Annotated in this window: 15 protein-coding genes; 4 read left to right on the top strand and 11 right to left on the bottom strand. The window is 64.4% G+C overall.

The window, feature by feature from the left end; genetic code table 11:
* Nucleotides 1–75: 75 nt before the first annotated feature.
* The 9 genes from AC066S_RS31880 to topA form a co-directional block, all read right to left on the bottom strand.
* Entirely contained in the window at nucleotides 76–726 is a 651-nt protein-coding gene (locus tag AC066S_RS31880; protein ID WP_478271468.1) for a DUF6064 family protein, read from the bottom strand.
* A gap of 126 nt (nucleotides 727–852) precedes the next feature.
* Complete coding sequence (locus AC066S_RS31875) at nucleotides 853–1,359, bottom strand: DUF6789 family protein (protein ID WP_245481427.1); 507 nt, start codon at nucleotides 1,357–1,359, stop codon at nucleotides 853–855.
* Nucleotides 1,360–1,463: 104 nt separating this feature from the next.
* Nucleotides 1,464–1,652, bottom strand: a complete 189-nt coding sequence (locus AC066S_RS31870) for a hypothetical protein (protein ID WP_478271467.1) — start codon at nucleotides 1,650–1,652, stop codon at nucleotides 1,464–1,466.
* A gap of 548 nt (nucleotides 1,653–2,200) precedes the next feature.
* Complete coding sequence (gene rpmG, locus AC066S_RS31865) at nucleotides 2,201–2,368, bottom strand: 50S ribosomal protein L33 (RefSeq protein WP_007603295.1); 168 nt, start codon at nucleotides 2,366–2,368, stop codon at nucleotides 2,201–2,203.
* A gap of 125 nt (nucleotides 2,369–2,493) precedes the next feature.
* Nucleotides 2,494–3,819 carry an LLM class flavin-dependent oxidoreductase gene (locus AC066S_RS31860; protein ID WP_478271466.1) on the bottom strand — a complete coding sequence of 442 codons (1,326 nt, stop codon included), beginning with the start codon at nucleotides 3,817–3,819 and terminating at the stop codon, nucleotides 2,494–2,496.
* 259 nt (nucleotides 3,820–4,078) lie between these two features.
* Nucleotides 4,079–4,831, bottom strand: a complete 753-nt coding sequence (locus AC066S_RS31855) for an NUDIX hydrolase (RefSeq protein WP_478271465.1) — start codon at nucleotides 4,829–4,831, stop codon at nucleotides 4,079–4,081.
* Between the two features lie 32 nt (nucleotides 4,832–4,863).
* On the bottom strand, nucleotides 4,864–5,304 hold the full coding sequence (locus tag AC066S_RS31850) for a DUF983 domain-containing protein (protein WP_126258591.1): 441 nt from the start codon (nucleotides 5,302–5,304) through the stop codon (nucleotides 4,864–4,866).
* Complete coding sequence (gene rnr / locus AC066S_RS31845; protein ID WP_126258590.1) at nucleotides 5,298–7,646, bottom strand: ribonuclease R; 2,349 nt, start codon at nucleotides 7,644–7,646, stop codon at nucleotides 5,298–5,300. Before rnr ends, AC066S_RS31850 begins: the two co-directional genes overlap by 7 nt.
* Before the next feature lie 20 nt (nucleotides 7,647–7,666).
* Complete coding sequence (gene topA, locus AC066S_RS31840; RefSeq protein WP_478271464.1) at nucleotides 7,667–10,426, bottom strand: type I DNA topoisomerase; 2,760 nt, start codon at nucleotides 10,424–10,426, stop codon at nucleotides 7,667–7,669.
* Nucleotides 10,427–10,652: 226 nt separating this feature from the next.
* Between topA and AC066S_RS31835 the strand changes: the two genes are divergently transcribed.
* Both AC066S_RS31835 and AC066S_RS31830 read left to right on the top strand, forming a co-directional pair.
* The gene (locus AC066S_RS31835; protein WP_126258588.1) at nucleotides 10,653–10,892 is read left to right on the top strand and encodes a hypothetical protein; all 240 of its coding nucleotides are present in this window, start codon (nucleotides 10,653–10,655) and stop codon (nucleotides 10,890–10,892) included.
* A 9-nt stretch (nucleotides 10,893–10,901) separates the two neighbouring features.
* Entirely contained in the window at nucleotides 10,902–11,291 is a 390-nt protein-coding gene (locus tag AC066S_RS31830) for a hypothetical protein (RefSeq protein ID WP_478271463.1), read from the top strand.
* Between the two features lie 52 nt (nucleotides 11,292–11,343).
* Here the strand turns inward: AC066S_RS31830 and AC066S_RS31825 are convergent, their stop codons facing one another.
* A complete protein-coding gene (locus AC066S_RS31825) occupies nucleotides 11,344–11,808 on the bottom strand; it encodes a winged helix-turn-helix transcriptional regulator (RefSeq protein ID WP_135169395.1) in 465 nt (154 codons plus the stop codon).
* 121 nt (nucleotides 11,809–11,929) lie between these two features.
* Here AC066S_RS31825 and AC066S_RS31820 point away from each other — a divergent pair, with 121 nt between their 5' ends.
* On the top strand, nucleotides 11,930–12,703 hold the full coding sequence (locus AC066S_RS31820; protein ID WP_478271462.1) for an SDR family oxidoreductase: 774 nt from the start codon (nucleotides 11,930–11,932) through the stop codon (nucleotides 12,701–12,703).
* 74 nt (nucleotides 12,704–12,777) lie between these two features.
* Here the strand turns inward: AC066S_RS31820 and AC066S_RS31815 are convergent, their stop codons facing one another.
* A complete protein-coding gene (locus AC066S_RS31815; RefSeq protein WP_478271461.1) occupies nucleotides 12,778–13,383 on the bottom strand; it encodes an FMN-dependent NADH-azoreductase in 606 nt (201 codons plus the stop codon).
* A gap of 84 nt (nucleotides 13,384–13,467) precedes the next feature.
* Between AC066S_RS31815 and AC066S_RS31810 the strand changes: the two genes are divergently transcribed.
* Nucleotides 13,468–13,878, top strand: a complete 411-nt coding sequence (locus tag AC066S_RS31810) for a winged helix-turn-helix transcriptional regulator (RefSeq protein ID WP_478271495.1) — start codon at nucleotides 13,468–13,470, stop codon at nucleotides 13,876–13,878.
* Nucleotides 13,879–13,880 lie beyond the last annotated feature (2 nt).

Here is a 13,880-nt window from a genome sequence, read left to right as displayed (position 1 = left end):
TTCGTCAGCTCGGGAGCCAGAGCGGACGCCACGCTGCCTGGTCAGGATCGGCCGCTTGTGGACCCGAAGCGGACTTCATGTTGACGCCGACTGAACATCGACGCGACGAATAGCGATGAGAGGAGCGGCGACGAGCCCACTCACCAGCAAGAGCCAATCCTGCGGCACGGCGAGCAGTATGGCGGCGCTGCCGCCGATCAAGGACCAGATGACAGGAACGACAAGAAGCCAGTGCGGCACCGGACCAATGGTCAATAGGAGCATGCCGAATGTGAAGATCGCAACCGGGCAGGGCGTGACGCCAAATACCGGAACCGCAGGATAGTCATGACCCGTGGCCATACCGATCAATGGATAGACAATCGCAGAATAGCCGACCAGTGACGCTCCGATCCAGGCTGCGGCACCGCGGCGGAAGCCGAAGCGCAACTGATGTCCGTATGCGCCAGCCAGGAGCAGGCCACCTCCCTCGATCACGAACAACAAGGCGAACAGATATGCAGACTTGTTGATCTGGGAGAACCAGATCCCATGATAGAGGACGCCGGTCCATATCCACATCGCCGAGAGTACAACCGCGATCGCGCGACTCGATCTCGCCGTTTGCCGAAACAACAGAAGAAAGGCCATGCCGCCGAGCAGGTACGCGACAATCTGGCTCGGCCAGATAGCTTCGTTGTAATCCGAGAACACCGCAAGAAATTGATGCTGTGTAAATGGCAGCATGGCCAATCCTCCAAGCGATCTCTCGCCGCAACGTGGTCGACCATTGCCGGCAGCTGCTTGATGTGACGCAAATTGGCTTCTTACACTTTGCCAAAGATGGTCATGGGCGAGCCGATTGGGCCACTATCATTCCTTGTTCTCGGATCGATCCAGCAGACCGTAGATCAATCCCATCGTAACGCTGTAAGTCGACAGCATCGCCAGCGAAAATGCTGCCGGCCAAAGCCCTAGTCCTAAGGCGGTTGCAAACGAGCCGAGGCCGACCAGCGGAAATGCGAACAGGTTCATGATCAGCCAGCCGCAAAGCCCGAAAACCATCCCCTTTGAGGCGCCACTGCCTCCTGGCAAGTACCGATAGAGATAGCCGAAGGCGAGACCGACGGCAGTCGACCCGTTGAAGAACGAGGCCAGCCAAAGAACTCTTGGATGGATGTCGTGCCCGATCAAGTTCGCTGCCGCCATCTGGAAGTGCTCATATGGCTGGAACGACGGCAGGATTCCGGCCTTTGCCTTGAAGTACATGAGCGCGGTCGAAGCGGTGCTGCCGCTCAGTCCGGATACGGCGGATTTCCAGATCCACGCCCACGCCGTCCGCTCACGGTGAGGTGGGGTCATTGGCCCGGTAGTCTGCATGGTCAGCAAGTTTGCAGCGTGCTGCCAACATCACTTTGATCTGCGTCAACCGGTTATGGCCATCGTCGACATCGAGCGACGCGGTTTCAGCAGATGAACACCGATTACGACGCCGCGACGTTCACCTTCGCCGGGACGGGCAGCGGAAGACGCAGCCCCCGGGCCAATGCCGGGCGGCGCGTTGCCGGCCGCCTCTGCGGCAGCTTGCCGAAATATGGGAGGGATTGCATCAGCGCCGACCTGATGGCCGGCTCGATCTTCGCGCAAATGAACCAGCAGACCAGGACAAGCATGCCCAGCGCGACCCAAACGGCGGAGGTCGCGTCCAGGCCGGCATCGACCAGGGCGCGGATGATTGCAGCGCCCAGGACGTTGTGCGTGAGATAGAGCGGGTAGGTGATGAGTCCGAGCGTCCTCAGATAGGTGCTTCAGCACAAGCGGTGGCCGCAGAGCGCCTGTTCCTGTTGGCGGCAAAGGCGATGAGCAGCACCGCGGCCGCCCAAACCAGGATCGGGACAAGGGCCGACTGATCCGCGATCGCAGGTATCGACGTCAAAAGGAAAGAGGCGAAGAAGTAGATTTCCGCGGCGAGAGTCCTCGCAATGACGCGGAGAGCAAGCCGCCGTCAATTTTCCGCTCTCGTGCCCCGGACGCAGCGCAGCGTCACGTCGACGGTGCGCTGCAGAGCCGGGGTCGATGTCTCCGCAGTGTGCCGTGTCGCCCTCGGGGTCCCGGTTCTGCGCAGCAACGCTTGCGCGTTGCAGCGCGCCCGGGACACGCAGCGGAGAAAATGAAAACGGGGCCCAGAGGGCCCCGTCAAAGTCTTCAACGTCCCGCGATCTTACTTGATCTTGGCTTCGCGGAATTCGACGTGCTTGCGCGCGACCGGATCGTACTTCTTCTTGACCAGCTTGTCGGTCATGGTGCGCGAATTCTTCTTGGCGACGTAGTAGAAGCCGGTGTCGGCCGAGGACACGAGCTTGACCTTGATGGTGACCGCTTTGGCCATGTTCTGAACCTCAGAATATCAGGGGAATCTGGAGCCGGCCAAACGGCCCGCGTTGGCCGGCAACCTAGCCAGAAACCGCCTGATGTCAAGGTTTTACACCCCGAAAAGCACCCAAATCGGGCCGATCAGGCCTCGAAGAACCGGTTTTTCGGCCGCGGCAGGCCCAGATTCTCCCTCAAAGTGGCCCCTTCATACTCTTTCCGAAAAATCCCGCGCCGTTGCAGCTCCGGGACGACCTTGTCGACGAAATCGTCGAGGCCGGCGGGCAGGAACGGGAACATGATGTTGAATCCATCGGAGCCGCGCCCGACCAGCCATTCCTCCATCTGGTCGGCGATGGTCTTGGCGGTGCCGACAAAGGACAGCCCGCCATAGCCGCCGACGCGCTGGGCGAGCTGGCGCACGGTGAGCTTGTCGCGCCTGGCGAGATCGACCATGCGCTGGCGGCCGCTCTTGCTGGCATTGGTCTCGGGGATCTCGGGCAGGGGCCCGTCGGGATCGAAGCCGGAGGCGTCGGTGCCGAGGATGACGGAGAGCGAGGCGATGGCGCTGTCGTAATGCACGCGGCTGTCGAGCAAAGCGCGCTTCTCCCTGGCTTCATCGACGCTGTCGCCGACCACGACGAAGGCACCGGGAAGAATCTTCAGATGCTCGGGGTCGCGGCCGACCTTCTCCATGCGGCCCTTGATGTCGGCATAGAGCTTTTGCCCGTCGGCAAGGCTGCCGCCGCCGGTGAACACGGCTTCCGCCGTCTCCGCCGCGAGCTGCTTGCCGTCTTCGGAGGCGCCGGCCTGCACGATCACGGGCCATCCCTGCACGGGGCGGGCGATGTTGAGCGGGCCGCGCACCTTCAGATATTTGCCGTGGTGGTCGAGCGTGTGCATCTTGGCGGGATCGAAGAACAGACCGCTCTCGACATCGCGCACGAAGGCATCGTCGGCGAAGGAATCCCACAGGCCGGTGACGACGTCGTAGAACTCGCGGGCGCGCTTGTAGCGCTCGGCGTGCTCCATGTGATCGTCGAGGCCGAAATTCAGCGCCGCGTCCGGATTCGAGGTGGTGACGATATTCCAGCCGGCGCGGCCGCCGCTGAGATGGTCGAGCGAGGCGAAGCGCCGCGCGACGTGATAGGGCTCGTCGAAGGTGGTCGAGCCGGTCGCGATCAGGCCGATGCGCTCGGTGACGGCCGAGAGCGCCGACAGCAGCGTGAAGGGCTCGAACGAGGTGACGGTGTGGCTGCGCTTCAGCGCGTTGATCGGCATGTTCAGCACGGCGAGGTGATCGGCCATGAAGAAGGCGTCGAACTTGCCGGCCTCGAGCTTCCTGATCAGCTGCTTGATGTGCGGGAAGTTGAAGTTGGCGTCGGGCCAGGCCCCGGGATAGCGCCAGGCGCCGGTGTGGATGCTGATCGGGCGCATGAACGCGCCAAGCTTGAGTTGCCGTTGTGCCATCGCCCGGGGTCCATTCTTGGTGACGCTCGGAAAGACATAGGCATGCCGTGGAGCCGCGCCATCGGCAGCGGCGGGAAGATTATTTTGTTTTTTGCAGATCTCTCAGCACGTCATTCCGGGGCGCCGCGGAGCGGCGAGCCCGGAATCCATCGGACCGCGGAGACGGTGGATGAATGGATTCCGGGTTCGCGCTGCGCGCGCCCCGGAATGACGAGAGAGCCGCGCCCTGGAATGACGAACGAGGGCTTGGCGCCGGAGCCTAGCCCAAAATATCCTTCTGCATCCTGCCGCCGTAGAAATGGAAGAACGGCACCGGCGCGTCGTGGCGAAGCGGGCCGGCGGCAAGGCGGCTGTGGAGTTCGTTGAGCACGTTGCGCGTCATCGGATGCAGGTCGGCGAGCGGCTTCGAACCGAGCTCGACCCAGATCAATTCGACCAGCTCGGCATCGGCATGGATGACGCCGTCGACGCGGTGAGCGATCGCGGAAGCATCCGCGGTGAAGAAGCGCGTGTCGAAGCGCTTGACGCGGCCGGGCGGGGTGATCGCGCGCGCAATGAGGAACAGGCTGGATGGATCGGGTAGCAGGCCGGCATCGGCGAACGGCTTCCACGGACCATCGAGCTTCGTCAGATTGCCCTCGGTCTTGCGGCCGAGACAAAGCCCGGTCTCCTCACAGGCCTCGCGGATCGCGGCAATGGCGAGCGACTTGGCGCGCGAGGCGGGGGTCTTCGGGCTGCCCTTGGCCAGATTGGCCTCGAGCTCGGGCGTGATGGGGGCCGCGCAGGGCACGCGATAATCGGCCTTGTCGACGCGCCCGCCCGGGAAGACGAACTTGCCGGGCATGAACACCACCTTGTCGTGGCGCTTGCCGACCAGCACTTTCGGAACGGCGCCGCTGCGATCGACCAGGATCAGGGTCGCCGCATCCTTCGGGCGGAAATAGGGATGGTGATCGGCTTCCTTTTCCTCGTGGACCTTTGCCTTCTCCGCGACGTGCGCAATATCCGTCATGTCCTCACCCAGACCGTTCTTGCTTATTCTGCCTACACCGGCGGAATACCATCCGGAGGGGTCTCGTCAAACCCGTGCATGCGCAGAGCCCATTGCAAGCCGACCACAGCTCCCTTTACGGGCTGCAGCAGCGCGAGCGAGGCAACGAAGGTGAAGGGCAGATAGGCGGCGAAGCTGATCCAGACCGGCGTGGTGTAATTGGTCTCGATCCACAAGACGGCCGGCACCACGATGTGGCCGACGATGACGATGACGAGATAGGCGGGCAGATCGTCGGCGCGATGCGGCGTGAAATCGAGACCGCATTTGGCGCAATTGTCGGCCGTCTTCAGGAAAGCGCGGAACAGCTTGCCCTCGCCGCAGCGCGGGCAACGGCCGCGAAAGCCGCGCCTCATCGCCGCAAAGACGTCGCGCTTCTCGATGAGACCCGTCTCGCGCGTCCAGATCTTTGGGGCCGTGCTCATCGTCACCATGCCTTGCCCTTCTTGCCTTTGCCCTTGCTCTTTCCCTTGCCCTTCCCGGGTTTGCCGGATTTCGGCTTCGCCGGCTTGCGTTTTCTCTCCGGACTGCGTCCGGGATGGGGCTTGGAGGATTTGCGCTGCGCACCGAGCGGCCGGCGCTGGCGTGGCGCGGTCTCGCTGGATGATGACAGCAGCTCGAAGCGCAACGCGCCCGCGATGGGGGCGGCTTCGATCAGGCGGACATCGACGACGTCCCCGAGCTGGTACATGGTGCCGCTGCGCGTGCCGACCAGCGCGTGCCGGCTCTCGTCATAGTTGAAATATTCCGTGCCGAGGGATCGGATCGGGATCAATCCGTCGGCGCCGGTCTCGCTCAGCTTCACGAACAGCCCGGCGCGGGTGACGCCGGAGACGCGGCCCTGGAAGCTGGCGCCGATGCGATCGGCGAGGTGATGCGCGATCAGGCGGTCGACCGTCTCGCGCTCCGCCTTCATGGCGCGCCGCTCGGTCACCGAAATATGCGCGGCGACTTCGCTCAAGGTTTCCGGCGTCTCGCTGTCGGGCAGGGCGCCTTCGCCCATGCCCAGCGCGCGGACCAGCGCGCGGTGCACGACGAGGTCGGCGTAGCGGCGGATCGGCGAGGTGAAATGCGCATAGCGCCGCAAATTCAGGCCGAAGTGCCCGTAATTCTCCGAGGAATATTCGGCCTGAGCCTGCGCGCGCAGCACCACCTCGCTGACCAGCGGGTAATAATCGTGGCCTTCGAGCTGGGCCAGCACGCGGTTGAACAGCGTCGGGCGCAGCGCGCCTGACTTGGTGAAGGGAACGTCGAGCGTCTCCAGGAATTCGGAGAGCGCGTGGACCTTCTCCAGCGTCGGCTCGTCGTGCACACGGTAGATCAGCGGCAGCGATTTCTTCTCCAGCATTTCCGCGGCCGCGACGTTGGCGAGGATCATGAACTCCTCGATCAGCTTGTGCGCGTCGAGGCGCTCCGGCACCACGACGCGATCGACCGTGCCGTCGCTCTTCAAGAGGATCTTGCGCTCGGGCAGATCGAGATTGAGCGGATCGCGTTCGTCCCGCGCGCGCTTGGCGCAGGCGTAAGCGGCATAGAGCGGCCTCAAGATCGGATCGAGCAGGGGGCCGGTGGTGTCATCGGGCCGACCGTCGATCGCAGCCTGCGCCTGCGCGTAAGCGAGCTTCGCTGCCGAGCGCATCAGGATGCGGTGGAAACTGTGCGAGCGCTTGCGGCCGTCGGGGCCGAGCACCATGCGCACCGCGAGCGCGCCGCGCGGCTCGCCCGGCACCAGCGAGCAGAGATTGTTCGAGATGCGCTCGGGCAGCATCGGCACGACGCGGTCGGGGAAATAGACCGAGTTGCCGCGATCGAGCGCGTCGCGGTCGAGCGCCGAGCCAGGCCGCACGTAGAAGCTGACATCGGCAATGGCGACATTGACGATGAAGCCGCCTTTGTTGTTGGGATCGTCGTCCGCTTGCGCATGCACCGCGTCGTCATGATCCTTCGCATCCGGCGGATCGATGGTGACGAGCGGCACGTCGCGCCAGTCCTCGCGGCCCTTCAGGTTCGCAGGCTCGGCGGCTTCCGCTTCGCGCTCCGCGGCGGAGGAGAATTGCAGCGGGATGTCGTGGGCGTAGATCGCGATCAGGCTGATCGCCTTCTCCGACTTGACCGAGCCGAGCTTCTCCTTGACCCTGCCCGAGGCCAGACCAAAACCGCGCGAGCGGACGATGTCGACGCTGACGAGGTCGCCGTCCTGCGCGCCGGCGGTATCGGCCTTGGCGATGTTCAGCTCGCGGTCGGCGAACTTCTTGTCGACAGGCACGAGCCGCCCGCCACCTTCGGGAAGCTCGCGGAACACGCCGAGGATGCGGCTCTTGGCCTTGTCGATGACCTTGATGATACGGCCGCGCCAGGCCGGGCCGTCGTCCTCGCCTGTCGGCTCGATGCGCAACAGCGCGCGGTCGCCGACGCCAGCGGCGGTGCCGGGCCTGGGCCGGCGCGGCATCTCGATCAGGATTCTTGGCGGCTCGCCGCTTTCGACCTCGTCCCATTCGGCGGGGGAGGCGATCAATTCGCCGTCGGCGTCGCGCCCCGTAATGTCGGCAAGCAGCGTGGGTGGCAGCGCGTCCGGCTCGGACACCTTGTGGCGCTTCTTCTTAACGATTCCGTCGTCGGCGAGCTCGCGCAGCATGCGCCTGAGCTCGGCGCGATCGGCGTTCTTCAGGCCGAACTCGCGTGCGATTTCGCGGGTTCCGGCCTTTCCATGATTTGCCTTGATGAAGGCGACGATGGCTTGCCGGTCGGGAAAGCCATGGTCATTCTTGCGTTTCACTTAACCTCTAATTCTTGATCTCAAGTCTTGCCGGCACTCTTCTTGGCCGGAGCCTTGGTGGCGGCGGCCTTGGTCGGCGACGTTTTTGCCGTCGACGGCACGGCGGCGCGCGCCTTGCTGATGGATTCGGTTTTCGATTTGGCCGCCTTCTTCGCGGCCGGTTTCTTCGGCTTTGGCGGGGTGTCCTCGCCGTCCGCGGCCTTCTCTGCAGTCTTCTTGGCCTTGGCCGGCTTGGCCGCCTTCTTGGCTTTCGCCTTGCCGCCGCCCTTGCCGCCGCCCTTGGCCGCGCGCTCGTCGATCAGGGCGATCGCCTGGGCGAGCGTGACGGTGTCCTTTTCGAACTCGGCCGGGATCGTCGCGTTGACGCCGCCTGCAGTGACATAGGCGCCGTAACGGCCGCTCTTCACGGTGACGGTGCCGAGGGTGGGATGATCGCCGAGCGCCTTGCCGGGATCGGCGCCGAAGCGGCGGCTCGGGCCCTTGGCGACCTTCTCCGCGATCAGCGTCACCGCGCGGTTGAGGCCGATGTCGAACACCTCGTCGCCGGCCTCGAGGCTGGCGTAGGTCTTCTCGTGCTTGACGAACGGCCCGAAGCGGCCGAGCCCGGCGGTGATGGGCTGGCCGGTCTCCGGATGCTTGCCGATCTCGCGCGGCAGCGACAAGAGCTTCAGCGCGAGCTCGAGATCGACATCCGCGGGCGAGGTGCCTTTCGGGATGCCCGCGCGCTTGGGCTTCTCCCCTTCCTCATAATCCTTCTGCTCGCCGAGCTGGATGTAGGGTCCGAACCGGCCGGCCTTGACCCAGACATCGCGCCCCGTCTCAGGATCCTGGCCGAGCGAACGGTCGGCGCTGGCCTCGCCATCGGCGGCGAGCTGGCGGGTGTAGCGGCACTCCGGATAGTTCGAGCAGCCGACGAAGGCGCCGAACTTGCCGGCCTTGAGATTCAGCCGGCCGGTGCCGCAATTCGGGCACTGGCGGACGTCGCCGCCGTCGGCGCGAGGCGGATAGATGTGCGGCCCGAGCATCTCGTCGAGCACGTCGAGCACCTGCGCGACGCGCAGATCCTTGATCTCGTCGACGGCGCCGATGAAGCCGGTCCAGAAATCCTTCAGCACCTGCTGCCAGGAGATCTCGTTGTTGGAGATGCGGTCGAGCTGCTCCTCGAGGCCCGCGGTGAAGTCGTACTCGACGTAGCGGCTGAAGAAGCTCTCCAGGAACGCGATCACGACCCGGCCCTTGTCCTCGCCGTGCAGGCGCTTCTTCTCCAGCTTGACGTAGCCGCGGTCCTTCAGAACCTGCAGGATCGAGGCGTAGGTCGAGGGGCGGCCGATGCCGAGCTCTTCCATGCGCTTGACCAGCGAGGCCTCGGAGAAGCGCGGCGGTGGCTCGGTGAAGTGCTGGGTGACCGACAGGCTCTGCCGTTTCACCGCCTCGCCCTGGCTCATCGCGGGCAGGCGGCGCGAATCCTCGTCCTCCTCGTCGTCGCGGCCTTCCTGATAGAGCGCCAGGAAGCCGTCGAACTTGATGACCTGGCCGGTGGCGCGCAGCTCCAGCGTGCGGGAGCCTGCCTTCGCGGTGATGTCGACAGTGGTGCGCTCGAGCTCGGCCGATTCCATCTGGCTCGCGATGGTGCGCTTCCAGATCAGCTCATAGAGCTTCGCCTGATCGGCATCGAGCCTGCGGCTCATGCTCGCGGGGCGGCGCGACATGTCGGTCGGGCGGATCGCTTCGTGGGCTTCCTGCGCGTTCTTGGCCTTGGCCTGGTACTGGCGCGGGGTATCCGGCACATAGGCGTTGCCGTAATCCTCGCCGATCACCTTGCGGGCCTGGGTGATCGCTGACGGATCGATCTGCACGCCGTCGGTACGCATATAAGTAATGAGTCCGGTGGTCTCGCCGCCGATGTCGATGCCTTCATAGAGCCGCTGGGCGATCCGCATGGTGTGCGCCGGCGCAAAGCCGTATTTGCGGCTGGCTTCCTGTTGCAGCGTCGAGGTGGTGAAGGGTGCATGCGGATTGCGCCGGGCCGGCTTGGCATCGACCGCGGTGACGGCGTAGGTCGCCACCTCAAGCGCCTTCTTGAAGTCTTCGGCCTCCGCGCCGGTGCCGATGTCGAGGCGCTGGATCTTCTTGCCGTCGGCGCCGACGAGGCGGGCCTCGAACGCATCGCCGCGCGGGGTGAGCAGCGTCGCAATCAGCGACCAATATTCACGCGCGACGAACTTCTCGATCTCGAGCTCGCGGTCGCAGACGAGGCGCAGTGCCACCGACTGCACGCGGCCGGCCGAGCGGGCGCCGGGCAGCTTGCGCCACAGCACCGGGGAGAGGGTGAAGCCGACGAGGTAGTCGAGGGCACGGCGCGCCATATAGGCGTCGACCAGCGCGCCGTCGATCTGGCGCGGATGCTTCATGGCGTCCGAGACCGCCTGCTTGGTGATGGCGTTGAACACCACCCGCTCGATCTTCTGATCCTTCAGCGCGCGCTTTTCCTTCAGCACCTCCAGCACGTGCCAGGAGATGGCCTCGCCCTCGCGATCAGGGTCGGTGGCGAGAATCAGGCGATCGGCGTTCTTCAGGGACTTGGCGATGTCGTTGAGCCGGCCGGCCGCCTTGGGGTCAACCTCCCAGATCATCTTGAAATTGGCATCGGGATCGACGGAACCGTTCTTCGCGGGCAGGTCGCGAACATGGCCGAACGAGGCCAGAACCTCATAGGACGAGCCCAAATACTTGTTGATCGTCTTGGCTTTCGCCGGCGACTCCACAATGACGATATTCATGCAGTTCCAGTAACTTACGGGAAAATCTGAGGCCGAAAACGAAAGGATTCGGGTCGGCCGTTTCGACCCGAACATGGGTGGTGAGGCCTCCGCTGTCAAATCGACGGGTGTCGAAGGCCCGCCGAATGGGAAAAGTTTCATATCGAAAAAGTTGTAAAACACCACCTTGGAGTTGCGGCCGATGTCGGCGTAATGTCGCGTGGAGCATAGATTCGGGTGGGGTCTGGTGACTAGGCCGGGAAAGAAACGGGCACGCGCCGCTGTCGGCGCGCCGCGAGGCTCGCGTCACGAGGAACCGGGGGAGGGCGGCGCGGACGAGGCCGTCGCCTTCATCGCCGAGCAGGTCGGGGCGCTACGCAAGCTCGCCGAGCGGCACAAGCTCGCCGTGCTGCATTATCTGTTGGGCATGACCAAGCTCGAGGCCGACGAGCACTTGAGGCTGCGGAGCAAGCGCAAGCTGTCATGACAAGGCTGGATGGTTTGGCGTGAACTATCGCGTTCTACCGACGACAAAGCCAATGTGAAGAACGCCTTCAATCCCTCGAGCCTTGCGGACAAGCTCCGCAACGATGTTCGTGGCCTCGTGATCATGGTGGCATTGATCGGAGGCTTGATCCTTTGGTTTGCGACCGTCGGCTGGACCGATCGGGTGATCTATCGCGGCGTCGATCAAGCTTGGTTCGAGCCCGGTCGCGTCCATCTCAAGACGGAGCCTTCCGGTCATTACACTATCGAGCGGAATGCAGACTTTGCCGCCATGAAGGTCGGCTGCGTTTATGATCTGAACTACGAGGCAGAGTTCGGCCGGCGCCAACGCGCCGATCGCCTGAAAATGGTTCGCAGGGCTACCCTGGTCGGATGCTAGCCAGAGTTCGCCCCGCTGGCATTGACGCTGTGGCGGCAGCTCGTCGCCGCAATCAGGCCGACCGCCGTCGCGCCGGCCGCGGCTTCAGCGTGGTGTCGGCGGGACTGAGCAGGCGCCCATCCTCCGCGCGCATTTCCAGCTTCTTCACCGGGCGGCCCTTCTCGCGATCCACCAAGATGGTCGCGATCTCCTCGGGGTGGTCGTCGAACTCCTCGCTCCATTGCCGCAGCGCCACCAGGATCGGGAAGGTGCCGCGGCCCTTCGGCGTCAGCACATATTCTTGATACGCGCTGCCGTCGGAGGCGGGGGCGGTGGCCAGAATGCCGTGATCGACCAGTGAACGCAGCCGCACGGACAGGATGTTCTTGGCCATGCCGAGCTTGCTCTGAAACTCGCCGAAACGGCGCAGGCCGAACAGCGCCTCGCGGATGATCAGCAGCGACCACCAATCGCCGATCGCCTCCAATGAGCGCGCGATCGGGCAGGAATCGCCCTCGAAGCTCGTTCGTTTCACCATCGTTCCGGTCCTGTCGCGTTCGCACGATCCAAACGCCGATCACGCGCTTGTGTGGTTGCATCATAAAACCATGTGCCCTAGATCGCAATCTAGTTTTATGATGCAACCATTGGAGGCGAGCGTGAGACTGACGAACAAGACGGCCCTGATCACCGGCGGCAATAGCGGCATCGGCCTTGCGACCGCAAGACTGTTCGTGGCCGAAGGCGCCAAGGTGGTGATCACCGGGCGCAACAAGGAGACGCTGGAGAGTGCGGCGAAGCAGCTCGGGCCGAACGCGCTCGCGCTCGCCGCCGATGCCACCGACATCGCCGCGACCGAAGCCGCGATCAGGCAGGGTGCCGATAAGTTCGGCAAGTTCGACATCGTGTTCGCCAATGCCGGCATCGCCGGCGGCACGCCGCTGGGTTCGGCCACGCTTGACGTGTTCGAGAAGGTCATCAGCACCAACCTGACCGGCGTGTTCTTCACGGTGCAGTCGGCGCTGCCCCATCCCAACGACAACGCCTCGATCGTCCTCAACGGCTCGGTGATCTCGGTGCTCGGCATTCCCGGTTACGCGGCGTACGGCGCCGCGAAGGCCGGTGTGCGGGCGATGGCGCGGATCATGGCCTCGGAGCTGTCGCCGCGCGGCATTCGCGTCAATGTCGTGGCGCCCGGCGCGACCCGCACGCCGATCTGGGGGCCTGCGACCGCGACGCCGGAAGCCGAGAAGGCGTTCGAGAAGCGGATCGCGCTGTCGACGCCGCTCGGCCGCATCGGCGAGACCGATCACGTAGCGAAGACGGTGCTGTTCCTCGCCTCCGACGATGCCGCGCATGTGCAGGGCCAGGAGATCTTCGTCGACGGCGGCGCGGTGGCCTCTCCAAGCGGCGCGCCGATCTATCGCGGCTGATCAAATCGGCCACAATCTGAATCGGCCGGCGCCGCGTCCGCAATTGCGCCGGCCGAATTCTGCGTCTTGCGACCTCAGGCGGCGCGCAGGCTTGCGGCGGCGTGGAGGGCGCCGGCCAGCGCTTTCTCGCGATGCTCCGGCCCGACCTGGATGCCGTCGGCGACGATGAATTCGGGACTGATCCCAATGAACCCGAACACGCTGCGCAAGTATGTTTCCAGGTGCTCCAGCGCCGCGGCGGGCGAGCCCGCGCCGTAATAGCCGCCGCGCGAGATCGCGATGATGACACGTTTGCCGCCGGCGAGGCCCTGCGGTCCGTTAGGGCCGTAGCTGAACGTCTTGCCCCTCACGGCGATGCGGTCGATCCAGGCCTTGAGCTGGCTGGGAATCGTAAAATTGTACATGGGCGCGCCGATCACAACGATGTCGGCAGAAAGAAACTCGTCGAGCGCGGCAGCGCTAGCGGCAAGGTCGGGTCCGAGTTCCGCCGGCGCGGGCGCGCCTTGCGCGGCGGCGAGATGAGAGCCGGAGAGGTGGGCAAGCGGCGTCTCGGTCAGGTCGCGATAGGCCACTTCGAGCGAGGGCGTTGCTTGCTTGAGACGGTCGACGATGGCAGCGGAGACCTGCCTGGAGACGGATTGGGGGCCGAGGACGCTGGAGTCGAGATGGAGCAGTTTCATTTTGGGGTCACCATGGTATAAGTTTGTAACCAGGACTACATGAGTGACTATCGAAACTCCCGCAAGAACGCACTTTTTTGGGCCATGGGCACATCTTTGAAACCTGCGCACACCGATTTGACCGCCTCGCGTCGGCCGGATCCTGATCATGCCGACTGCCGCGGGGTGGCCTCCGTGCTGTCTCGTGTCGGCGACAAATGGAGCGTGTTGGTGATCATGATGCTCGGCGACGGGCCGAAGCGCTTCAACGAGCTGAAGCGCATGATCAACGGCATCTCGCAGCGGATGCTGACCCTGACACTGCGTGGGCTGGAGCGTGACGGCCTGGTGACGCGCACGATCTTTCCGACGATTCCGCCGCGCGTGGACTATGAGCTGACCGATCTCGGCCGTGGGCTGTCGGAGCCGGTGAAGGCGCTCGGGCAGTGGGCGATGGACCACCTGACGCAGATCGAGGCTGCACGTACGCAATTCGATCGGCGCAATAACGGCTAGCT

The organism is Bradyrhizobium sp. CFUWI (genome assembly GCF_056429085.1).
This window is presented reverse-complemented; position numbering and strand designations above follow the sequence as displayed.